The sequence below is a fragment of the Azonexus hydrophilus genome (assembly GCF_001956855.1).
In the GTDB taxonomy this organism is placed as follows: domain Bacteria; phylum Pseudomonadota; class Gammaproteobacteria; order Burkholderiales; family Rhodocyclaceae; genus Azonexus; species Azonexus hydrophilus_A.
The window spans coordinates 331,047-352,696 of sequence record NZ_MTHD01000004.1 but is presented as its reverse complement, the minus strand read 5'-3'; the positions used below and the strand labels follow the sequence as shown (position 1 = coordinate 352,696).

Here is a 21,650-nt window from a genome sequence, read left to right as displayed (position 1 = left end):
GGAGGCAATCATGCTTTCACAACAGGACATGCTGGAGGCCGAACGGCACGGCAAGCAGGTGCGTTCGATCTATGTTTACGAAGCGCCGGTCCGCCTGTGGCACTGGATCAACGCGCTGGCCATGGTGGTGCTGGCAGTGACCGGGTATTTCATCGGCCTGCCATTGCCGACGATGCCCGGTGAGGCTTCGGACAACTTCCTGATGGGCTATATCCGTTTTGCCCATTTCGCCGCTGCCTACATCTTTGCCATCGGTCTGCTCGGCCGCATCTACTGGGCCTTCGTCGGCAATCACCACGCCAAGCAGATCTTCAAGCTGCCGATCACCAACCGGCAATGGTGGAGTGAAGTCTTCTTCGAGTTGCGCTGGTATCTGTTCCTGGAAAAGACGCCGAAGAAATACGTCGGCCACAATCCGATGGCGCAGCTGATGATGTTCTTCTTTTTCACGGTGCTGGCAGTCGGCATGGTGTTCACCGGCTTTGCGCTGTACAGCGAAGGTGCCGGTCTCGGCACCTGGAGCGATACGCTGTTCGGCTGGGTGATTCCGGCGCTCGGTGGCTCGCTGCAGGTGCACAACCTGCACCGGCTGGGCATGTGGATCATGATGACCTTCGCCGTCATCCATATCTACGCAGCCATCCGTGAGGACATCATGAGCCGGCAGTCGCTGATCTCGACGATGATCTCCGGCTGGCGCATGTTCAAGGACTGAGCGATGGAAAAACGGATACTCGTGCTCGGCATCGGCAACCTGCTGTGGGCCGATGAAGGCTTCGGCGTGCGTTGCGTCGAGGCGCTCAACGCCGGCTGGTGCTTTCCCGACAACGTCACGGTGATGGACGGCGGCACGCAGGGCTTGTACCTGCTGCCCTACGTCCAGGAAGCCGATTGCCTGCTGGTCTTCGACGCCGTCGATTATGGCGACGCGCTGGGCGATCTGCGCGAGGTGGTCGGCGACCAGGTGCCGCGCTTCATGGGCGCCAAGAAGATGAGCCTGCACCAGACCGGTTTCCAGGAAGTGCTGATGGCCGCTGAGCTGACCGACAAGCTGCCGGCCGAACTGGTGCTCATCGGTGTCCAGCCGGAAGAGCTCGAAGACTACGGTGGCAGCCTGCGCGACGTGGTCAAGGCGCAGATGGTGCCGGCGCTGAATCTGGCGCTCGACTGGCTGGAACGCTGGGGCGTCGTCGGCAGCATCCGCGAAGGCGGCGCCGAGGCGATTACCGACCGGGCGCTGGCGATGGATGTCTACGAAGCCGGCCGGCCATCGGCCGAGCAGGCCTACCGGCTTGGCGACGCGCGCTTTCTCAATACGGAAGCCGCCTGATGTGCCTCGGCATTCCCGTCCAGGTGCTGGACTGCGGCGAGCATTTCGCCCGTTGTCACGGACGCAATGGCGAGGTGTCGATCGACATCCGGCTGGTCGGTGCGCAGCCGCCGGGGACCTGGCTGCTGTGTTTTCTCGATGCCGCCCGTGAAGTCATTCCGGCTGACCGCGCCGCTGCCGTCAATGCCGCGCTGGCCGCGCTTTCTGCGGTCAACGCCGGTGCCACCGATCTTTCCGCCTTCTTCGCCGATCTCGACCGCGAACCGCAACTGCCTGAATTTCTGAGGACGCAAAACCCATGAGTCTCGAACTGAAAGCCGGCCCGACCTCGCTCGATCGCCTCGAAACCGCGCTCGCCCGGATGCAGCAAAAACACGGATTTTCGCGGGTTGACCGCGAAAATCCGCAATTCCCCGCCGGCCTGGCGGCGCTGCTGCTGACCGACGACCCGCAGCGCAACCTGGAAATCCTCGATGCCTGCGTGATCCTGCCGGAAGCGCTGAACGGCCTCGGTGCCGACGTTGCCCGTCTGGTCGCCGGCCCGGAAGCGGCACCGGCGCTGATGCAGCGCTTTGCCGTGGCGCGTGCGCCGGCGGTCGTCTTCCTGCGCGACGGCGACTACCTCGGCAGCCTCAACGGCATCCGCGACTGGCAGGAATACCGCGACGAGATTGCCCGCCTTGCCGCCGGCCCGGCCCGGCCGCGCCCGATTGCCATCCCGGTGCGTGATGCCGGTCAGACTGGAGCCTGCGCATGAACCCGTCCACGCTGCGTCCTTTTCCGATTTCTGTCGTTACCATGGGGCCAATGACCGGCCCCGGCTCGCAGGGCGACGAAGCCCCGGCCTACCTGCCGATGCCGCAAGGCATGCGGACTTTTTCCGCGCCTTACCTGCCGGATGACGCCGCGCCCGACGCGGTGGCCGCCGTGCTCGGCCTGCTCGGCGACTTCATCGCCGCCGCTGGCCGCGAAGGCCTGGCCGGCGGCGCCAGCCTCGAGCTGCTCGGCCAGCCAGCCGCAGTGCGCGAACTGATCAACCAGTCGCTCGGCTTCGGCGAAGTCAGCGCCTTCACCACCGCGCCGCGCCACTGGCGCGTCCAGGAAACCGCCTTTGCCGGTTTCTGGCGCGTGCTCGAAGTCGCCGACGACGGCCGCTTCGTCGCCGACCGCCTCGAAACCGGCGCCATTCCCGGCGTTCTGCTCGACACCATGCAAGCCTGCGCCGGCAGTACGCTGGCGCTGCCGGAGTACCCCGCCGGCTGCATGAATGCCCAGGCGCTGGTCGAGGAAATCCGCATGCAGGCGGCTGCCTGGCAACCCGGCGACGCCGCCCACGTCATCAACCTGAGCCTGCTGCCGGTCAGCGAGGCCGACCTCGACACGCTCTACGGCTGGCTCGGCCACCGCGAGGTATCGATCCTGTCGCGCGGCTACGGCAACTGCCGGATCACCAGCACGCGGCTGAAGAACGTCTGGTGGGTGCAGTACTTCAACAGCATGGACGCGCTGATCCTCAATTCGATCGAGATCGTCGGCGTTCCCGAAGTCGCGCTCGCTGCCGACGACGACTTCGCCGATTCGCTCGAACGTCTGCAGGAATACCTGGCGATGATGGCGGAGCCGGCGTGATTTTCGAAGGCAGCTTCCGCGCCGTGCAGCCTGACGATCGCCTCGAATGCGGCGTGTGCTGGTGGGTGTACGATCCGGCCGAAGGTGACGACGTGCGCGGCATCGCGCCTGGCACGCCGTTCGCCGAACTGCCCGACGACTGGTGCTGCCCCGGCTGCGACGCGGGCAAGCACAAGTTCATGGTGCTGCCGGCGTGAAAATCTGGTCGCAGGACCCGTCGACCGCAATCGCCGACGTTTTTGCCGACATCGCGGCGACGCGGATGGCCGGTCTGCCGATCTGCAACCCGGCGCTGGTGGTCGAGGCCATCGGCTTCCGTCTGGCCGAGACCGGTCACTGGGTCGGCGCGCTGGTCACGCCGTGGGCGATCAACCTGCTCTGCCTGCCCGGCCACGCCGACTGGCCGGCAGCCCTGGCCGGCAGCCACTACGACTGGTCCTTTCCGTCCGGCGTCTATGAATTCATCGTTGCTGACGAGGACCGCCTGGGCCGTTACCACCTGTGTTCGCTGTTCTCGCCGGCCGGCGAATTCGTCAGCCACGAGCAGGCCCGGCTGACCGCGCTGGCGGCGATCACCGCGCTGTTCAACGACCCGCTCGCCGTCCCGGCGGCACCGGTGGATGCGGCGCCGGCCAGTCGCCGCGCCTTTCTCGGCCTGCGCGGATGAATCCGGCCGGCACGCTGCAGATCCGCGCTGCCTTCACCGACGGTAGCGTGCGCATCGACGCAGTCGTCCTCGAACGGCCGGCGATGACGCGACTGTTCGTCGGCCAGAACCCCGACGCTGCGGTGCGCCTGGTTCCGCATCTCTACGCCTTGTGCGCCGAAGCCCAGCGCTTCACCGCGCAGGCGGCGCTGGCGGTGGCCGACGGTCGGCAGTTTGAGCGCAGCGCGCTCGACGACCGTTTGCTGTGGCTGGAAATGCTGCACGAGAACCTGTGGCGCCTGCTCCTCGACTGGCCCGTGGCCTGCGGACTGGTGCCGGCGCGCGATGAATTCGCCGCCTGGCGCAGCGCACGCCTCGGTGTCGACGGCCTTGCCGCGACCCGTCGGCTGATCGATGAAACGTTGTGTCCGCTGGTGGAAAAATGCCGGAAAACGCTGGTCGACCGCAACATTGCGCCGAACTGGCCGACGCCAGACCCGGCCGCCTGGCTGGTTTGGTGGCAGGCCGGCGGGAGTTCGCCGCAAGTGCCACCACGGCCACCGGCGCCGAACGACATCGCCGCTGCCTGGCTGGCGCGCATCGCCGACGTTGCCCGCGCTGCCGCCGCACTCGAGGCCAGCCAGCCGTTTCCGCTGGTCGCCGCTGGCGGCGACGGGGTCGGGGTGGCGCAAAGTGTCACCGCGCGTGGCATCCTGACGCACGCGATCGCCATCGAGCAAGGCAAGGTGAAGCGGTATCATCTCGAAGCGCCGACCGATGCCTGTTTCGCCGGCCCGCAAGCGCTGGCGGCATTGCTCGCCGGGCGTTGTTTCGAGTCGGCGGGGGCGGCGAGGATTGGTCTGGAAACGGCGATCCTGGCGCTCGATCCGTGCCTGCCCTACGAAGTGGAGTGGAAAGATGCATGAAATGTCGCTGGCCGAAGGCATCATTGAGCTGGTCGAGGACACCGCGCGGCGCGAGAACGCCGCCCGGGTCGGTCTGATCGTGCTCGAAATCGGCCAGTTGTCGTCGGTCGAGCCGGAAGCGCTGCGCTTTTGTTTCGACGTCGTGACCAAGGGCGGCATCGCCGATGGCGCGGCGCTGGAAATCGTCGCCGTACCGGGCGCCGGCTGGTGCATGCCGTGCGCGGCGACGGTGGCGATGAGCGAGTTGTACGGCGCCTGCCCGGTCTGCGGCAGCCACCAGGTCCAGCCGACCGGTGGCACCGAAATGCGGGTCAGGGAAATCGCAATCGAATAGAAGGAGACGAGGATGTGTACAGTTTGCGGATGCGGTGACGGCGAAGTCCGGATCGAAGGCGGGGCGCACGAACATGCGCATGTTCATGCCGACGGCACCGTCCATCACCATGCCCACGGGCATGACCACGAGCACGCGCACGACCATGGCGCTGCCAGCACGGCCGGCGCCCATGCGCACCCGCACCGGCATGATGACGGCAGCGAGCACGAACACCCGCATGTCCATCACGGCGCCCATCAGCATGAACATGCCCACGAGCATCATCACCACCACGCTGGTGCCGATCTCGATTACGGCAGCGGCCCGGCCCGGGCGCATGTGCCCGGCATGAGCCAGGCGCGGATGGTGCAGATCGAGCAGGACATCCTCGGCAAGAACAACGGTTACGCCGCGAAGAACCGCGCCTGGTTCGATGAGCATGGCGTCTTTGCGCTGAATCTCGTGTCCAGCCCCGGTTCCGGCAAGACGACGCTGCTGGTGAAGACCATCGAACGCTTGCGTGAGCGCGTCGCCATCCAGGTCGTCGAAGGCGACCAGCAGACCGCCAACGACGCCGAGCGCATCCGCGCCACCGGCGTGCCGGCGCTGCAGATCAACACCGGCAAGGGCTGCCATCTCGACGCGCACATGGTCGGTCACGCGATGGAGCGTCTGCGCCCGGCCGACGGCTCGCTGTTTCTGATCGAGAACGTCGGCAACCTCGTCTGTCCGGCCGCCTTCGACCTCGGCGAGCAGCACAAGGTGGCGATCCTGTCGGTGACGGAAGGCGAGGACAAGCCGCTCAAGTACCCGGACATGTTCGCCGCTGCCGACGTGATGCTGCTCAACAAATGCGACCTGCTGCCACATCTGCAGTTCGACGCTGACCTGGCCGAAGCCAACGCCCGCCGCGTCAATCCGCGCCTGCGCATCTTCCGCGTTTCGGCGACCAGTGGCGAAGGCATGGACGCCTGGCTGGCGTGGATCGAAAGCGGCCTCGACGCCCGGCGCAGCCAGCGCGCGCTGACCGTGGACGCGCTCAAGGCCCGTATCGCCGAGCTGGAGCGTCGCCTGGAGCAAAGTTCGGCGGCCAAGTGAGCGCTCGCCTGCTGCGCATTCGCGGACTGGTCCAGGGCGTCGGTTTTCGCCCCTACGTCTGGCAGCTGGCCGGCGAACTCGGGCTGGCCGGCTGGGTGCGCAACGATGGCGCCGGCGTGACGATTGCGGTCGACGGCGAAAAACTGCCGGAATTCCTCGCCCGCTTGCCGCAGGAAATACCGGCGCTGGCCCGCGTCGACGGCATCGACAACGACGCCTGCGACGAGGCGCTGGCGCCCGGCTTTATCATCCGCGACAGCCTGTCCGGCGTGCTGGCCACGGCCATCGGCCCGGATGCGGCGATCTGCCCGGCGTGCATCGCCGACATCTGCGATCCGGCCAGTCGGCGCTGGCGTTACCCCTTCACTACCTGCACGCATTGCGGCCCGCGTTATACCGTCAGCGCCGGTCTGCCATATGACCGGGTACGCACCAGCCTCGCCGCTTTCCCGCTGTGCCCGGCCTGCGCCGCCGAATATGCCGATCCTGCTGATCGCCGCTTCCACGCCGAAACCACCTGCTGCCCGGATTGCGGCCCGCGCCTGCACCTGCTCGACGCCAGCGGTGCTGCGGTCGACGGTGATCCGCTGGCAAAAACGGTGGAATTGCTGCAAAACGGCGCGATCGTCGCGATCAAGGGGTTGGGCGGTTTTCACCTCGCCTGCGCCGCCGACAACGCCCAGGCGGTGGCCGAACTGCGCCGGCGCAAGCAGCGCGAGGCCAAACCCTTCGCGGTGATGGGCCTGAACGCCGCGTCGCTGGCCGCCCAGGCGCGGATCGGCGCGGCCGAATTGGCGCTGCTGCGCAGCCCGGCGGCGCCGATCGTGCTGTGCGCGAAAGGCAACAGCGAACTGGCGGAGGTCGCGCCGGGCCTGTCCCGGCTCGGCGTCATGCTGCCGGCGACGCCCTTGCATCTGCTGCTCTGGCACGAAGCCGCCGGCCGTCCGGCGGGAACCGGCTGGCTGACGCAGGCAAGCCCGTTGCTGCTGGTGATGACCAGCGCCAATCCGCATGGCGAGCCGCTGGTTATCGACAACGACGAGGCGCATGAACGTCTCGCCGGCATTGCCGACGCCTTTCTGGAACACGACCGCGGCATCGTCGTTCGCTGCGACGATTCGGTGCTGCGCGCCGGCCCGCATTTCATCCGCCGGGCGCGCGGCTACGTGCCGCTGCCGGTCGCGCTGGCCGACGATGGCCCGCCGGTGCTGGCGCTCGGTGCCTACCTGAAGAACACGGTGTGCGTTGTCCGCGGTCGCGAGGCCTTCCTGTCGCAGCATGTCGGCAGCCTCGACAACGCCGCCAGCATCGCCTTCCTCGAAGAAACCGTCGGCCATCTGCTGGCCATCCTCGACTGCCGGCCGGCACTGATTGCCCACGACCTGCATCCCGATTACCCGTCGACGCAACTGGCCTTGCGCCTGGCCGGCGAACTCGGTGTGCCGGCGCTGGCTGTTGCGCATCATCATGCCCATATTGCCGCGATCTGCGCCGAACATGCCGTCAACGAGCCGATCATCGGGCTGGCGCTGGATGGCGTCGGTCTTGGCCCGGATGGTGGCGCCTGGGGCGGCGAACTGCTGCGGGTCGACGGCGCCGACTGCCGTCGTCTCGGTCATTTGCGGCTGCTCGCCCTGCCCGGTGGCGACCGCGCTGCCCGCGAACCGTGGCGCATGGCGGTTGCGGCATTGCACGCCGGCGGTCAGGGGCATCGCATCGGCGACTGGCTGCAGCGCACCTGGCCGCAGCGCGATGCCGGGCCGCTGCTGACGATGCTCGCCCGGCGCCTGCGTTGCCCGCCGACCTCCAGCCTCGGCCGCTGGTTCGACGCCGTCGCCGGCCTGCTCGGTGTCTGCGCTGTGGCGCGCTACGAAGGCGAAGCGGCGATGGCGCTGGAAGGCCTGGCGGCCGGCCACGGTCCGGTCGATCCCTTGCCCGGCGGCTACCAACTGGCCGGCGGCGAACTCGACCTGTCGCCACTGCTGCCGACACTGCTCGATTGCCGCGATCCCGCTTACGGCGCGGCGCTGTTTCATGCAACGCTGTCGGCCGGTTTGGCGGAATGGGCATTGTTTGCGGTCGACCGCGAAAAACTTGCGAAAATAGCCATCGCTGGCGGCTGCGCGATGAATGCGCTGCTCGTCGATGCGCTGCAGGCGCACCTGGCTGAAGCCGGCGTCGAACTGCTGCAGGCGCGTCAGGTGCCGCCCAACGACGGCGGTCTGGCGCTCGGTCAGGCCTGGGTGGCGCGGCGTGCACAGGAACAGGGAGTGAATGCATGAACGAAATTTCGATAGCCGTGCCCTACCCGGACAACCCGGCGGCGCAGGTGCTGGCCCGCTACCGGCGCTTTCAGCAGGTCGCCGGCAGCGCTGCCGGTCATCCGGAACTGAGCGTCGATATCGCCGGTTTCCGCCGCTATCGCGGCGACTGGATCGGCACGGTGCTCACGCCGTGGTTCATCCACCTGCTGTTGCTGCCCGGCGGCGGTGAGCTGTGGCGCGATCTGGCCGATGGTGAACGGCTGCGCGTCGGCTTCCCGGCCGGCGACCTCGACATGCTGTCCGAACACGCCGACGATGCCGACGTGCCGCGCAGCTTCTTCTGTCCGATCCTGGCGCCGGTGACCGAACTGGCCGGGCAGGACGCAGCACTGACAGCGGCGATGGATGCGCTGGCAGTACTTTTCGATTTGCCGTTTGCGCCGCTGCCGGCAGCAACGGCGCCCAGGCCACCGGTCGACCGGCGCGGATTCTTCCGCCGGTTGGCCGGCCGGACCTGAACCAGGAGGGAAGCAACATGTGTCTGGCCATTCCCGCGCAAGTCGTCGAACTGCGCGACAACGACAACGCCGTCGTCGATCTTGCCGGCGTGCGCAAGGAAATTTCGCTGTCGCTGGTCGATGGCGTTGCCGTCGGCGATTACGTCATCGTCCATGTCGGCTACGCGCTGAACAAGCTCGATCCGGAAGAAGCCGAGCAGACGCTCAAGCTTTTTGCCGAAATGGGGCAGTTGACCGCAGATGGCGACGGATTGACGCTGCACTGATGAAATACATCGACGAATTCCGCGACGGCGAGGTGGCGCAGAAGATCGCCGCCAGCATCCGCGCCGAAGCTGACCCAGCCCGCCACTACCATTTCATGGAGTTCTGCGGTGGCCACACGCACGCCATCTCGCGCTACGGCGTCACCGACCTGCTGCCCGACAACGTCCGCATGATCCACGGCCCCGGCTGCCCGGTGTGCGTGCTGCCGATCGGCCGCGTCGACCAGGCGATCCGGCTGGCGCTCGACGAGGGCGTGACGCTGTGCACCTACGGCGACTGCCTGCGCGTGCCGGCTTCCGACAGCCTGTCGCTGCTGAAGGCAAAGGCCAGAGGCGGCGACATCCGCATGGTCTATTCGAGTGCCGACGCCGTGGCATTGGCGCAGAAAAATCCCGACAAACAGGTCGTCTTCTTCGCCATCGGCTTCGAAACCACGACACCGCCGACGGCGGTGGCGATCAAGCAGGCCGCCGCGCTCGGGCTGAAGAATTTCTCGGTGCTCTGCTGTCACGTGCTGACGCCGTCGGCGATATCGAGCATCCTCGAATCGCCGGAAGTGCGCCAGTGGGGCACCGTGCCGCTCGACGGCTTCGTCGGCCCGGCGCACGTGTCGACGATCATCGGCAGCCGGCCCTACGAATTCTTCGCCGAGGAATACCGCAAACCGGTGGTCATCGCCGGCTTCGAGCCGCTCGACGTGATGCAGGCGATCCGCATGCTGATCCGCCAGGTCAACGAAGGCCGCGCCGAAGTCGAAAACGAGTTCTCGCGCGCCGTTGACCGCAACGGCAACCTGAAGGCGCAGGCGCTGGTCGCCGAGGTCTTCGAAATGCGCAAGAATTTCGAATGGCGCGGTTTGAATGTTTTACCGTACTCGGCGCTGCGCATTCGCAGCACGTTCGCCGAATTTGATGCCGAAAAGCGCTTTCCGGTCGACTATTCGTCGGTGCCCGACCACAAGGCCTGCGAATGCGGGGCGATCCTGCGCGGGGTCAAGCGGCCGCAGGACTGCAAGATATTCGGGACGGTGTGTACACCGGAGAATCCGGTGGGGTCGTGCATGGTGTCGTCGGAGGGGGCTTGTGCGGCGCACTACACGTATGGGCGGTATAAGGATGTTTGAGGCGTGTTCCGTTTCACTGCGGCCGGGTTCCGCGCTTGAGGCGCGGGCGTACTTTCTTTTGCTTCGCCAAAAGAAAGTAGCCAAAGAAAAGGCGACCCCAGGTTACGCGGTCGGCGTTGCCGACTGCCCTGCGCTACTCGCTGTCGGCGGGGGCTGCGGAACTCGGGGCTTCGCCCCTCAGACAGTCCTCGCCCTTTTTCCGCCGCCAGCTCCGTTGCTCGGCGCTGCACATGGGGACCCGAAAGGCGTCCTGAATCAACGGGCAAACGCTCCGAGTACGGCTGTTTTTCCGGGCCCCTTGAGAGGTGCCGAGCAACGCAGGAATGCCGGGGGCTTTCGGCGAGGAGTGTTTGAGGGGCGCAGCCCCGAGTTCCGCAGCCGCCCGGCGTTTCGAGTAGCGCAGGGAACCGGCGCAGCCGGCACCGACCCAGGGTCGCCTTCTTCTTTGCTTACTTTCTTCTTGGCGAAGCAAGAAGAAAGTAAGGCGCGCCTCAAGCGCGAAACCCCCCTCATTAAACATCAAAGCCGCCAATTAACATCATGAGCGAACCCCGCAAAACCTACATCCGCCCCCTCGACCTCAAACACGGCCAGGTCGACATGGCCCATGGTTCCGGTGGTCGCGCGATGGCGCAGTTGATCGATGAACTGTTCGCCCGCCACCTCGGCAACGAGTATCTCGGTCAGGGCGACGACGGCGCCGTGCTGCCGGCGACCGGTGAGGGTCGGCTGGTCATGGCGACCGATGCCCATGTCGTCTCGCCGCTGTTCTTTCCGGGCGGTGACATCGGTTGCCTGTCGGTGCATGGGACGATCAACGACGTCGCGGTGATGGGGGCGAAGCCGCTGTACCTGGCGGCCAGTTTCATCCTCGAAGAAGGCTTTCCGCTCGGCGAGCTGGCGCGCATCGTGCAGAGCATGGCAGCGGCGGCGAGGGATGCCGGGGTGCCGGTGGTGACCGGCGATACCAAGGTGGTCGAGCGCGGCAAGGGTGACGGGGTGTTCATCACCACTACCGGCGTCGGCGTCGTGCCGCCGGGGCGCGAGTTGTCGGGGCGGCGGGCGCGGCCGGGCGATGTGATCCTGATTTCCGGCACGCTCGGCGACCATGGCATGGCGATCATGGCCGAGCGCGAGAGCCTGGGCTTCGAGTCACCCATTGTTTCCGACACGGCCGCGCTGCACGGACTGATCGAGATGCTGCTGGCGAGCGCTGCCGACATCCGCGTGCTGCGTGATCCGACGCGCGGCGGGCTGGCCACGACGCTGAACGAGATCGCCCGCCAGTCGGGCGTCGGCATGATGTTGCAGGAAAAGGCGTTGCCGGTGCAGCCGGCGGTCAATGCAGCCTGCGAACTACTCGGTCTGGACCCGCTTTATGTCGCCAATGAAGGCAAACTGGTCGCGATCTGCGGGGAAAATGACGCTGAAACCCTGTTGACCGCAATGCGCACGCATCCGCTCGGTGAGCAGGCGGCGATCATCGGCCGGGTGCATGCCGACGATCATCATTTCGTTCAGATGACGACGGCTTTTGGTGGCCGGCGCATTGTGGACTGGCTGAGCGGCGAGCAGTTGCCGCGGATTTGCTGAAGGTGTTCAGTGGCGTCGGGCAAGCAGCAGGCTGCGCACGTCGCCGACTTCGAGCAGGACCATTTCGCGGGCGTCGGCGAGGCTGTCGGCGTTGCGGACGTGGAACAGATCGCGGCTGCCGTCGGGGTAACGTACGGCGGCGATGTATTCCGGACGGACCTTGGCGGCGGTCCGCGAACGAGATGGTTTGCGCTGAGCTGCGGTCATGTTGTTAACTCCCTGATATGTTTTCGCGCATCCTAGCGAAAGCCAAGTGATTGAAAAATATGGCGAAGGTCATAATTCAGCACAATGTATCCGGAATGTGCCCGCAATCCCGCGTGGTTACTGGCTTTGTTCTTTTTTGGTCTGGTGAAAAAACTTACACAACATGCGGATATTATTCATAACGCACAGTTTCAACAGTCTTACGCAGCGCCTTTTTTGCGAATTGGCGGCGCGTGGGCATGAACTCAGCGTCGAGTTCGACATTGCCGATTCGGTCACCGAGGAGGCGGTCGAACGTTTCCGCCCCGACCTGTTGCTGGCGCCTTTCCTGAAGCGGGCGATTCCGGCCTCGGTGTGGTCGGTTCTGCCGTGTTTCGTCGTCCATCCCGGCGTGCCCGGCGATCGCGGCCCGTCGGCGCTGGACTGGGCGATCCGGCGCGGCGAAAAAAGCTGGGGTGTCACGGTGCTGCAGGCCGAGGCCGAAATGGACGCCGGGCCGGTGTGGGCCAGCGCGACATTTGCCATGCGCCCGGCCGCCAAGGCTTCGCTGTATCGCAATGAAGTGACTGAAGCGGCGGTGCGCGCCGTGCTGCAGGCAGTCGAGCGCCTGACGGCGGGTGACTTCGTGCCGCAGCGCGTGCCCGGTGTGGCGCATCCGTTGATGCGGCAGGCTGACCGGAAAATCGACTGGAAAACGCAGTCGACCGCAGAAATCCTCGCTTGTCTGCATGCTGCCGATGGTTTTCCCGGGGTTGCCGATGAATTGTTCGACTCGCCCTGCCACCTGTTCGATGCGCACCCGGAAAGTGAATTGCGCGGCGCTCCGGGCGAATTGCTGGCGCGGCGTGAAACAGCAGTCTGTCGGGCGACCGTCGATGGCGCGGTATGGATCGGCCACGTCAAACGTCCCGGCCGCATCAAATTGCCAACCGCGCTGGCCTTCCCGGAAGCCGCCCTGTTGCCGGAAAAGCCGCTGGCTGGCTGGGACAAGGCAGCGCACCCGACCTGGCAGGACATCGCCTGGGAAGCGGCGGACGGCGTCGGTTTCCTGTCCTTCAATTTCTACAACGGGGCGATGAGCACGGCGCAGTGCCGACGGCTGACCGAGGCTTTCCGCTGGGCGACGACGCAACCAGTGCGCGTCATCGTGCTGCGCGGCGGTGCCGATTTCTGGTCGAACGGCATTCATCTGAACGTGATCGAGTCGGCCGACAGTCCGCCGGATGAATCCTGGGCCAACATCAACGCAATCGACGATCTGGCCGAGGCCATCCTGCGCTGCACGACGCAACTGACCGTTGCCGCCGTCGGCGCCAATGCCGGGGCCGGCGGCTGCTTCCTCGCCCGTGCCTGCGATCAGGTGTGGGCGCGCGACGGGGTCATGCTCAATCCGCATTACAAGAACATGGGCAACCTGTTCGGTTCGGAGTTCTGGACCTATCTGCTACCGCCCCGCGTCGGCGCCGACGGCGCGGCGGCGATCATGCGCCATCGCCTGCCGATGTCCGCTGCCGAGGCGGTGCGTCTGGGTTTCTACGACGCCTGCCTGCCGGCGCCCGGCTTCACCGTCGATGTCGCGCGCCGGGCAGCCGAACTGGCGCACGCGCCCGATTTCGTCAGCCAACTGGCAGACAAAGTTGCCCGCCGCGCCGCCGACGAAGCGGTGAAGCCGCTGGCGCAATATCGGGAAGAGGAACTGGCAGCGATGCGGCGCAATTTCTACGGCTTCGACCCGTCGTATCACGTCGCGCGTTATCATTTCGTCGAGAAAAGCCCGCATTCGTGGACGCCGCGCCATCTGGCGCGTCACCGCGATCTCGACTGGAAGATACCCGCATGAGCTCACCCGTGTTGCGCCGCCTGCCTGCCGTACTCGTCATTGATGACGAGTTGCGCTCGCAGGAAGCCTTGCGGCGCACGCTGGAAGAAGATTTCGAGGTGTTCTGCGCGTCCGGCGCGGTCGAGGGGATGGAAATCCTCGAAATGGAGCAGTCGACCGCAGGCATCCGCGTCATCCTCTGCGACCAGCGCATGCCCGGCACCACCGGCGTCCAGTTCCTCAAGGAAGTGCGCCAGCGCTGGCCGGACATCGTGCGCATCATTCTGTCCGGCTATACCGACGCCGAGGACATCATCAGCGGCGTGAACGAAGCCGGCATCTGGCAATACCTGCTCAAACCCTGGCAGCCCGAGCAATTGTTGCTGACGCTGCAGCGCGCCGCCGAGGTATGGCGGCTGCAGCAGGAAAACCAGCGCCTCAGCCTGGACCTGCGCACCGCCGAGCCGGTGCTGCGGCGCCGCGTCGACAGCAAGCAGGACAAGGCACGCAAGGTCTTCGGCCTGGCCGCGCTGGTCCGCGGGCCGGGCAGTCCGCTCGATCCGGTCTGCGATCTGGTCGGTCGCATCGCGCCGTACGACCTGTCGGTGATGGTCACCGGCGAATCCGGCACCGGCAAGGAAATGATTGCCCGTGCCATCCATTACGAGAGCAATCGCGCCGACAAGCCCTTCATTACCGAGAACTGCGGCGCGGTCCCGGATACCCTGCTTGAATCCGAATTGTTCGGCTACAAGCGCGGCGCCTTCACTGGCGCCGTCGATGACCGCATCGGCCTGTTCCAGCAGGCCGACGGCGGCACCCTGTTCCTCGACGAAATCGGCGAAACCAGCCCGGCCTTCCAGGTCAAGTTGCTGCGTGCGCTGCAGGAAGGCGAGTTTCGCCCGCTCGGCAGCAACAAGTCGGTGTCGGTCGATGTCCGGGTGATTGCCGCAACCAACCGCGACCTAGAAGAAGACGTGCGGACCGGCCGTTTCCGCGAGGATCTCTATTACCGGCTGGCGACCATCCCGGTGCATGTGCCGCCTTTGCGCCACCGGCCGATGGATCTGCCGCTGCTGGCCGTGCGTATCCTCGAGCAGAGTTGCGCCGCGCTGGGCAAGCGCGTGACCGGTTTTTCCGCCGAGGTGTTGGCGGTATTCGCGGCCTACGCCTGGCCGGGCAATGTGCGCGAACTGCAGAATGAAATCCTGCGCATGGTGGCGCTGGCCGATGGCGAAACCCTGGGGATGGACGTGCTGTCGCCGAGGTTGCGCCAAGGTCCTGCGGTCGACGCATGCCAAGCCACGCAAAGCTGGACCGACGGACTCTCCGGCAATCTGCGCGAGCGCATGGAACAACTCGAATTGCGCGTGCTGCAGGCAGCCATGCAGCGGCATCACGGCAACAAGTCGCGCGCCGCGCGCGAGCTCGGCCTGTCGCGCGTCGGCCTGCGCGCGAAGCTGGCGCGCTACGGTCTGGCCGACGAAGGGCAGGGGGACCAATGAAAGTTCTCTGGCTGCAAAGCGGCGGTTGCGGCGGCTGCACGCAATCTCTGCTGTGCCACGAGCCGCGGCCCTTGTTCGACGAACTGCGCGATGCCGGCATCGAGTTCGTCTGGCATCCGGCGCTGTCCGAAGCCAGCGGCGACGAAGCGCTGACAATTCTTGAAGATTGCGCCGCCGGCCGGCGCGAATTCGACGTCCTCTGTATCGAGGGAGCGATGCTGCGCGGGCCGAACGGCACCGGCAGGTTTCATTTGATGGCCGGTAGCGGCCGACCGCTGACCGAATGGGTGCAGCGCCTGGCCGAGCAGGCGAAGTGGGTATTTGCCATCGGCTCGTGCACGGCCTGGGGCGGGTTTTCGGCCAGCACGCCGGGCAATCCGCTGGAAGCCTGCGGTCTGCAGTACGACACCGATACGCCGGGCGGCCTGCTCGGCAAGGGTTTTCTCTCCCGGAGCGGCTTGCCGGTGGTGAATATCGCCGGTTGCCCGACGCATCCCGGCTGGATCGTCGATACGCTGGAAAAACTGGCTTTTGACGGGTTGACCGCAAGCGACCTCGACGAAGTCGGCCGGCCCTTGCTGTACGCCGAACAACTGGTCCACCACGGCTGCCCGCGCAACGAGTTCTACGAATTCAAGGCCAGCGCACTGAAGCATTCCGATCTCGGTTGCCTGATGGAAAACCTCGGCTGCAAGGGTACGCAGGCGCACGCCGACTGCAACACGCGGGCATGGAACGGCGCCGGTTCGTGCCTGAAGGGCGGCTACGCCTGCATCGCCTGTACCGAACCGGGTTTCGAGGCGCCCGGCCACGCTTTCCAGGAAACGCCCAAGCTCGCCGGCATTCCGGTCGGCCTGCCGACCGACATGCCGAAAGCCTGGTTCGTTGCGCTGGCCGCCTTGTCCAAGTCGGCGACGCCGAAACGGGTGCGCGAGAATGCGGTCGAGGACCATACCGTGGTCCGTCCGTCGGTGAAGAAGACAGGAAAATGAAGCGCATCCAGCTTGGTCCGTTCAACCGTGTCGAGGGTGACCTGGAGGTCGGTCTCGATGTCGATGCCGGGTACGTCGCTGCCGCACGGGTCAATTCGCCGCTGTTCCGGGGTTTCGAGCAAGTGCTGGTTGGTCGTCCGCCAGAAGACGCGCTGGCCATCGTGCCGCGTATCTGCGGCATCTGCTCGGTTGCCCAGTCGGCCGCTGCGGCCTCGGCGCTGGCCGCGCTGGCCGGCGTGACGCCGCCACCGAACGGCCAACTGGCCAGCCGGCTGGTGCTGGCAACGGAAAACCTGGCCGACCATCTGACGCATTTCTATCTGTTCTTCATGCCGGATTTTGCCCGTGCCGCCTATGTCGACCGCAACTGGCACAGCGAGGTCGCCCGTCGTTTCACTGCCCAGCGCGGCAGCGCCGTCGCACCCTGGCTGCAGGCGCGCGCCCGCTTCTTCAACCTGACCGGCTTCCTCGCCGGCCGCTGGCCGCACACGCTGGCGCTGCAGCCGGGCGGCAGCAGCAAGGCGATGACGGCAGCGGAACGTATCCGCATCCAGGCCTTGCTGCGCGAGTTTCGCGCCTTCGTCGAAGGCGTGGTGCTCGGCGATGCGCTTGAAGCCTTTGCCGGACTGAGCAGCTTCGACGCACTGCAGGCCTGGGCCGCCGGGCGCGATAGCGACTTCGCCCATTTCCTGCGGGCAGCCGGCGATCTCGGGCTGGCAGGTTGTGGTCGGGCCAGCGATCGTTTCCTGTCGTACGGCGCCTACGAACTTTTCCCGGCTGGTCTGTGGCAGCCGAATGCTGCGGTCGACCCACTGGAAACGGCAAAAATCGCCGAAGATGTCAGCCATTCCTGGCTATTTGGCGACAAACCCCTGCCGCCCGCACAAGGCGAAACGCGTGTCGATGCCGACAAGGCCGGAGCCTACACCTGGTGCAAGGCGCCGCGCTACGCCGGGCAGGTCGTCGAAACCGGCGCGCTGGCCCGGCAGCTGGTCGCCGGCCAACCCTTGCTGCGCGATCTGGTTGAGCGGCACGGCGGCAGCGTCACCGCGCGCATCGTCGCCCGCATGGTCGAAGTCGCCCGCATCGTTCCGGCGATGGAAAACTGGGTACGCGCCATCGAGCCGGGCGAACCGTTCTGCCTGCCGGCTCCGCTACCCGACAGCGGTAGCGCCGTCGGCCTGGTCGAAGCCGCCCGTGGCGGCCTGGGCCACTGGTTGAGCGTGAAGCGTGGACGCATCGAGCGCTACCAGATCATTGCCCCGACCACCTGGAACTTCTCCCCGCGCGATGCCGGAGGCACGCCCGGTGCGCTCGAACAAGCCCTGGTCGGCCTGCCTGCCGGCGACGACGCACCGCCAACGGTGCAGCATGTGGTGCGTTCGTTCGATCCGTGCATGGTGTGCACGGTGCATTGATCACTGCGGCTGGCGCCCGCTTTCCAGCCATTTCAGCAATTTGGCGAACAGTTCTTCCGGGTTGACCGGTTTCGGGATGAAATCATCCATGCCGGCTTCCAGGCACTGGGCGCGGTCTTCGACAAATGCGTTGGCCGTCATTGCCAGGATGGGGATGTCGGCACAGGCGGGGTTCTGACGGATGACCCGGGTTGCTTCAAGGCCGTTCATGCCCGGCATCTGGACATCCATCAGGATCAACGCGTAATGCTGGCTGCTGCTGGCCGCCACCGCCTGACGGCCATCTTCGGCGATGTCGACGATCAGGCCGGTATCGGTGAGCAGCATGATGCTGATTTCGCGATTGATCGGTTCGTCCTCGACGAGCAGTATGCGCTGGCCGGCGAAATTGCTGCCCAGCCCTGTTTCTGCCGAATTTTCCCGGATCGGTGCTGCCGACTGGCGGGATGAGTGGCAGGTGCGCAGGCGGGCGGTCAGCCAGAAAGTGCTGCCCCGGCCGGGCAGGCTGTCGACGCCTGTCTCGCCGCCCATCATCCCGGCCAGCTTGCGGGTGATCGCCAGGCCCAGCCCGGTGCCACCATAGCGCCGGGTGGTCGAGTTGTCGGCCTGTTCGAAGGCGGTGAACAGGCGCGGCAGGATGTCGGCTGTAATCCCGATACCCGTGTCCTTGACCGAGAAACGCAGCAACGCATCTTGCGGCGATTGTTCGAGGACTTCTATGTGGATGGTAATGCTACCGGTTTCGGTGAATTTGACCGCGTTGACCGCGTAATTGAGCAATGCCTGCTGCAGTCGGGTCTGGTCGCCGAGCAGGGGCGGCAGCGCAGGGGGTAGGCTGATTTCCAGTCGCAGCCCTTTTTCCTGAAGCTTGTCCTGCAGGATGCTAGCAATGTTGTCGAGCATGACCGGGATATCGAGCTGGTTTTCTTCCAGGGAGAATTTGCCGGCTTCGATTTTTGACAGGTCGAGCACTGCGTTGATGATCTCAAGCAGGTGCCGGCTGGCGGTTTCCAGTTTGTCCAGGCGCTCGCTTTGCTGTTCACTGAGCCCGGCCCGCCGGATCATGTAGGCCATGCCGGTGATCGCATTGAGCGGTGTCCGGATTTCATGCGACATGTTGGCGAGAAAGGCGCTCTTGGCGATGTTGGCCGTTTCGGCGGCCTCCTTTGCGCGCTGGAGATCCCGGGTCCGCTGTTCGACCTGCTCTTCAAGGTGCTGGCGATAGCGGTGCAGTTCATCAGCCGTGGCCTTTTCGCGGGTGATGTCGTAGCAGAAGCCGATGAAGCCGATGAACTCACCCTTGCTGTCGTAGCGTGGCGTACCGTCATCGCGTATCCAGCGGTAATCGCCGTCGGCGTTACGCAGGCGATATTCCATCGAAAATGGCTGCTGGCGGTCGAAGTGATCAACATAAACGGCCAGGCAGCGAGCGAAGTCATCAGGATGCACGCCTTCCGCCCAGCCGTTGCCCAGTTCGCGTTCCAGCGGTCGTCCGGTGAATGTCAGCCAGGTTGTGTTGAAATAGTTGCAGCCCTTGTCCAGGCCGGATGTCCAGATCAGTGCCGAGCCGCTGTTGGCCAGCGTGCGGAAATGCTGTTCGCTTTCGCGCAAGGCGGCTTCAGCCAGCTTGCGTTCGTTGATGTCGGCAATGCTGCCGACCAGGCCGAGCATGCTGCCATCGGCAGCGTAAAGGCGACGGCCGGTCAGGTGGCCCCAGAATTCACTGTGGTCGTTGCGCCAGTACAGGCGCTCCAGATCCACCGCATCGATGTCGCTGGCCAGCAGTGCGAGCATCCTGTGTCTGCCGGTTTCCCTTTCGTCAGGGTGAATCAGCGATACATATTCACTGCCGATCAGCTGATGTAGCGGAATGCTGAACATCTCGGCCATGCGCTGGTTGGCGTGGGTCAACCGTCCCTGCTGATCGACCAGCAGGATGGCGACGCTGGATGCCTGGAAAATCTGTTCGAGCAGTGCTTCCCGTGCCGCCAGTTCGGCTTCGGCAGCCTTGCGTGCCCGCATGTCGGTGCAAAAACCCATCACCTGACCGTCGGGCAGGATCGTGGTACGCAGGGCAACGGGGATTTCGTAGCCGTCGCGATGGCGAATGCTCATCTCGGTATCTTGACGAGCCCCCTGTTTGATGATTTCGAAAAGCGCATCGTGCTGTTCGGCGTGCTGTTCGGGAGCCAGGTCGGTGATCGACATTTCGAGCAGGTCTTCCCGGGTGTAGCCTGTCAAGTCGCAGGCTGCAGGATTGACTTCGCGGTAATGGCCATCGGGATCGGCAATGAAGATACCGACCGGTGCAGTTTCGACGTAATTCCTGAAACGCGACTGGCTGCTCAGCAAGCGTTCGGTATCGCGCAGGTGTTGCCGCCAGAAGCGGTCGATCAGCCACGCGGCGAGCAGGCTGACGAGCAGGAAGGCGGTGCCGAAGGCAGCGAGTTTCCGGGCTTCGTCGTACCAGCTTTCCAGATAATCCTGTGGCGCCATGCCGACGGTCAGAATGAATGGCACGTTCCGCACCCGCCGGAAGGCATAGGTGCGTTCGAAACCGTCCGGTGCGCGTGGGGTGTGGAAACTGCCGTTGGCGACACCGGAATTGAGAATGTCCAGGAAAGGCTGGGAGACCGCCTTGTGCCCGATTTTTCCGGCTTCACCCTCGACTTGTGGATAGCGGGTAATCAAGCCAATATCTTCATGGCGGATTACGGCCGAACCATGGGCGCCCAGATTCAGTTGCGCGAGTTGCGCCGTGAAATGCGCGATCGGAACAGCGGCAGAAATGACGCCGGCAAAACGTCCGTCCGGATGGCGATAGGAGCGGGTGAAGGCGATGACCGGTACACCCGAAACACGGCCGATGATGGGTGGGCTGAGCAGCATGTGCTGGCCGGGGGCCTCTACGTGGCGGGCGAAGAAGCTGCGGTCGGCATAACTGGCCGGGGCCTTGGGGGCAACGCCCTTGCCCCACATGACCAGGCCTTCCTGGTCGGTGATCCGGAAGGCATCGACCTCGGGAACTCGCTCGGCCTGTACACGCAGCATTTCGCCAATACGCCCGTTTTCGAGGCGCTTGTCGCGCAGGCTGGCCTCCATGCTGTCGACCACGGCCAGCAAGGCCAGATCAATGTGCCTTGCTGTCTCCGCGATGTTTGTTTCAAGCAGGTTGGCCAGGTTGCCGGTTGTGTCGTGTACGGCCTGGATGTTTCGTTCCCGGCTGTACAGCAGGCTCTGGATGCCAACGGCGACAACGATGGTATTGATCAGGAGGACGAATGCGACCAGCCAGCGCCGGAGGTGCGGGTGGGTGATCGTGGCGTCTGTGTTCAGGGAGGACAGGATCGTGTTCCGTGGCGGGATGAAAATTCGATGACAGATTACACCTTCTGCCGGCGTTAGAATCGGGTCTGAATCGCCTGAAGGAGGCCTTATGCCGGAAAAATTGAAACTGCGACCGCTGGAACGCGAGGATTTGCGCTTTGTCCACGAACTGGACAACAACGAAACCGTGATGCACTACTGGTTCGAGGAGCCTTACGAGGCTTTTGTCGAGTTGTACGATCTGTATGAAAAGCACATTCACGACCAGAGCGAACGCCGCTTTGTTGCCGAGCGAGATGGTGAGCGGATTGGCTTGGTCGAGCTGGTCGAAATCAACCACATTCATCGCCGCGCCGAATTCCAGATCATCATTGCCCCGGCCCATCAGGGCAAGGGCTATGCCAAGGCGGCGACCCGTCTGGCCATGGATTACGCCTTTACCGTACTCAATTTGTACAAGCTGTCGTTGATTGTCGACTGCGAAAATGTGCGGGCCATTTCGGTCTATGGCAAGCAGGGGTTTCGCGAGGAAGGACGCCTGCGACACGAGTTTTTCGTCGATGGCGAATATCGGGATGTATTTCGGATGGCGATCTTTCAGCCGGAATATCTGGCGATGCGCTCGGCTTCCGCTGGCAAGGAGTGAATCAGTCGCAAGCAGATTTCGGTTAA

General features: G+C 65.0%; 22 protein-coding genes. 20 read left to right on the top strand and 2 right to left on the bottom strand.

Annotated elements, in window-relative coordinates:
* The first annotated feature begins 10 nt into the window (after positions 1 to 10).
* The 15 genes from cybH (at position 11) to hypE (ending at position 11,710) form a co-directional block, all read left to right on the top strand.
* Positions 11 to 715 (top strand): Ni/Fe-hydrogenase, b-type cytochrome subunit, encoded by a 705-nt coding sequence (cybH, locus tag BJN45_RS13000; protein ID WP_076095890.1) that lies wholly within the window; start codon positions 11 to 13, stop codon positions 713 to 715.
* A gap of 3 nt (positions 716 to 718) precedes the next feature.
* Positions 719 to 1,330: a HyaD/HybD family hydrogenase maturation endopeptidase gene (locus BJN45_RS12995; RefSeq protein WP_076095889.1), complete on the top strand. Its 612-nt coding sequence runs from the start codon at positions 719 to 721 to the stop codon at positions 1,328 to 1,330.
* Positions 1,330 to 1,632 carry a HypC/HybG/HupF family hydrogenase formation chaperone gene (gene hypC, locus BJN45_RS12990; protein WP_076095887.1) on the top strand — a complete coding sequence of 101 codons (303 nt, stop codon included), beginning with the start codon at positions 1,330 to 1,332 and terminating at the stop codon, positions 1,630 to 1,632. The genes BJN45_RS12995 and hypC overlap by 1 nt, the downstream gene beginning before the upstream one ends.
* A complete protein-coding gene (locus tag BJN45_RS12985; protein ID WP_076095885.1) occupies positions 1,629 to 2,087 on the top strand; it encodes a hypothetical protein in 459 nt (152 codons plus the stop codon). The genes hypC and BJN45_RS12985 overlap by 4 nt, the downstream gene beginning before the upstream one ends.
* The gene (locus tag BJN45_RS12980) at positions 2,084 to 2,959 is read left to right on the top strand and encodes a hydrogenase expression/formation protein (RefSeq protein ID WP_083651276.1); all 876 of its coding nucleotides are present in this window, start codon (positions 2,084 to 2,086) and stop codon (positions 2,957 to 2,959) included. The genes BJN45_RS12985 and BJN45_RS12980 overlap by 4 nt, the downstream gene beginning before the upstream one ends.
* Positions 2,956 to 3,156, top strand: a complete 201-nt coding sequence (locus BJN45_RS12975) for a rubredoxin (RefSeq protein WP_076095883.1) — start codon at positions 2,956 to 2,958, stop codon at positions 3,154 to 3,156. Before BJN45_RS12980 ends, BJN45_RS12975 begins: the two co-directional genes overlap by 4 nt.
* Positions 3,153 to 3,626 (top strand): [NiFe]-hydrogenase assembly chaperone HybE, encoded by a 474-nt coding sequence (gene hybE / locus BJN45_RS12970; protein ID WP_083651274.1) that lies wholly within the window; start codon positions 3,153 to 3,155, stop codon positions 3,624 to 3,626. Before BJN45_RS12975 ends, hybE (BJN45_RS12970) begins: the two co-directional genes overlap by 4 nt.
* Positions 3,623 to 4,531 (top strand): hypothetical protein, encoded by a 909-nt coding sequence (locus BJN45_RS12965; protein ID WP_076095881.1) that lies wholly within the window; start codon positions 3,623 to 3,625, stop codon positions 4,529 to 4,531. The genes hybE (BJN45_RS12970) and BJN45_RS12965 overlap by 4 nt, the downstream gene beginning before the upstream one ends.
* A complete protein-coding gene (gene hypA / locus BJN45_RS12960; RefSeq protein ID WP_076095880.1) occupies positions 4,524 to 4,865 on the top strand; it encodes a hydrogenase maturation nickel metallochaperone HypA in 342 nt (113 codons plus the stop codon). Before BJN45_RS12965 ends, hypA begins: the two co-directional genes overlap by 8 nt.
* A 12-nt stretch (positions 4,866 to 4,877) precedes the next feature.
* Positions 4,878 to 5,945, top strand: coding sequence for a hydrogenase nickel incorporation protein HypB (hypB, locus tag BJN45_RS12955; protein ID WP_076095878.1), 1,068 nt, complete (start codon positions 4,878 to 4,880; stop codon positions 5,943 to 5,945).
* Positions 5,942 to 8,227, top strand: coding sequence for a carbamoyltransferase HypF (gene hypF, locus BJN45_RS12950; protein WP_076095877.1), 2,286 nt, complete (start codon positions 5,942 to 5,944; stop codon positions 8,225 to 8,227). Before hypB ends, hypF begins: the two co-directional genes overlap by 4 nt.
* Positions 8,224 to 8,727, top strand: coding sequence for a [NiFe]-hydrogenase assembly chaperone HybE (hybE, locus tag BJN45_RS12945; protein WP_076095875.1), 504 nt, complete (start codon positions 8,224 to 8,226; stop codon positions 8,725 to 8,727). Before hypF ends, hybE (BJN45_RS12945) begins: the two co-directional genes overlap by 4 nt.
* A 17-nt stretch (positions 8,728 to 8,744) precedes the next feature.
* Entirely contained in the window at positions 8,745 to 8,993 is a 249-nt protein-coding gene (locus BJN45_RS12940; protein ID WP_076095873.1) for a HypC/HybG/HupF family hydrogenase formation chaperone, read from the top strand.
* Positions 8,993 to 10,117 carry a hydrogenase formation protein HypD gene (gene hypD, locus BJN45_RS12935; protein WP_076095872.1) on the top strand — a complete coding sequence of 375 codons (1,125 nt, stop codon included), beginning with the start codon at positions 8,993 to 8,995 and terminating at the stop codon, positions 10,115 to 10,117. The genes BJN45_RS12940 and hypD overlap by 1 nt, the downstream gene beginning before the upstream one ends.
* A 540-nt stretch (positions 10,118 to 10,657) precedes the next feature.
* Entirely contained in the window at positions 10,658 to 11,710 is a 1,053-nt protein-coding gene (gene hypE / locus BJN45_RS12925; protein ID WP_076095868.1) for a hydrogenase expression/formation protein HypE, read from the top strand.
* 6 nt (positions 11,711 to 11,716) lie between these two features.
* Here the strand turns inward: hypE and BJN45_RS12920 are convergent, their stop codons facing one another.
* A complete protein-coding gene (locus BJN45_RS12920) occupies positions 11,717 to 11,917 on the bottom strand; it encodes a hypothetical protein (RefSeq protein ID WP_076095867.1) in 201 nt (66 codons plus the stop codon).
* A 223-nt stretch (positions 11,918 to 12,140) separates the two neighbouring features.
* On the opposite strand from BJN45_RS12920, the gene BJN45_RS12915 reads away from it, so the two are divergent.
* From BJN45_RS12915 to BJN45_RS12900, 4 genes are read left to right on the top strand one after another with little or no spacing between them, the layout of a single operon-like run.
* A complete protein-coding gene (locus BJN45_RS12915; protein WP_240494569.1) occupies positions 12,141 to 13,757 on the top strand; it encodes a hydrogenase maturation protein in 1,617 nt (538 codons plus the stop codon).
* Positions 13,754 to 15,241 carry a sigma-54-dependent transcriptional regulator gene (locus BJN45_RS12910; protein WP_076095863.1) on the top strand — a complete coding sequence of 496 codons (1,488 nt, stop codon included), beginning with the start codon at positions 13,754 to 13,756 and terminating at the stop codon, positions 15,239 to 15,241. The genes BJN45_RS12915 and BJN45_RS12910 overlap by 4 nt, the downstream gene beginning before the upstream one ends.
* The gene (locus tag BJN45_RS12905; protein ID WP_076095860.1) at positions 15,238 to 16,233 is read left to right on the top strand and encodes a HupU protein; all 996 of its coding nucleotides are present in this window, start codon (positions 15,238 to 15,240) and stop codon (positions 16,231 to 16,233) included. The genes BJN45_RS12910 and BJN45_RS12905 overlap by 4 nt, the downstream gene beginning before the upstream one ends.
* A complete protein-coding gene (locus tag BJN45_RS12900) occupies positions 16,230 to 17,651 on the top strand; it encodes a nickel-dependent hydrogenase large subunit (RefSeq protein WP_076095857.1) in 1,422 nt (473 codons plus the stop codon). Before BJN45_RS12905 ends, BJN45_RS12900 begins: the two co-directional genes overlap by 4 nt.
* Here BJN45_RS12900 and BJN45_RS12895 read toward each other — a convergent pair whose 3' ends face one another.
* The gene (locus tag BJN45_RS12895) at positions 17,652 to 21,155 is read right to left on the bottom strand and encodes a PAS domain S-box protein (protein ID WP_240494568.1); all 3,504 of its coding nucleotides are present in this window, start codon (positions 21,153 to 21,155) and stop codon (positions 17,652 to 17,654) included.
* Here BJN45_RS12895 and speG point away from each other — a divergent pair.
* Positions 21,088 to 21,624 carry a spermidine N1-acetyltransferase gene (speG, locus tag BJN45_RS12885; RefSeq protein WP_076095851.1) on the top strand — a complete coding sequence of 179 codons (537 nt, stop codon included), beginning with the start codon at positions 21,088 to 21,090 and terminating at the stop codon, positions 21,622 to 21,624. The genes BJN45_RS12895 and speG overlap by 68 nt on opposite strands.
* Positions 21,625 to 21,650 lie beyond the last annotated feature (26 nt).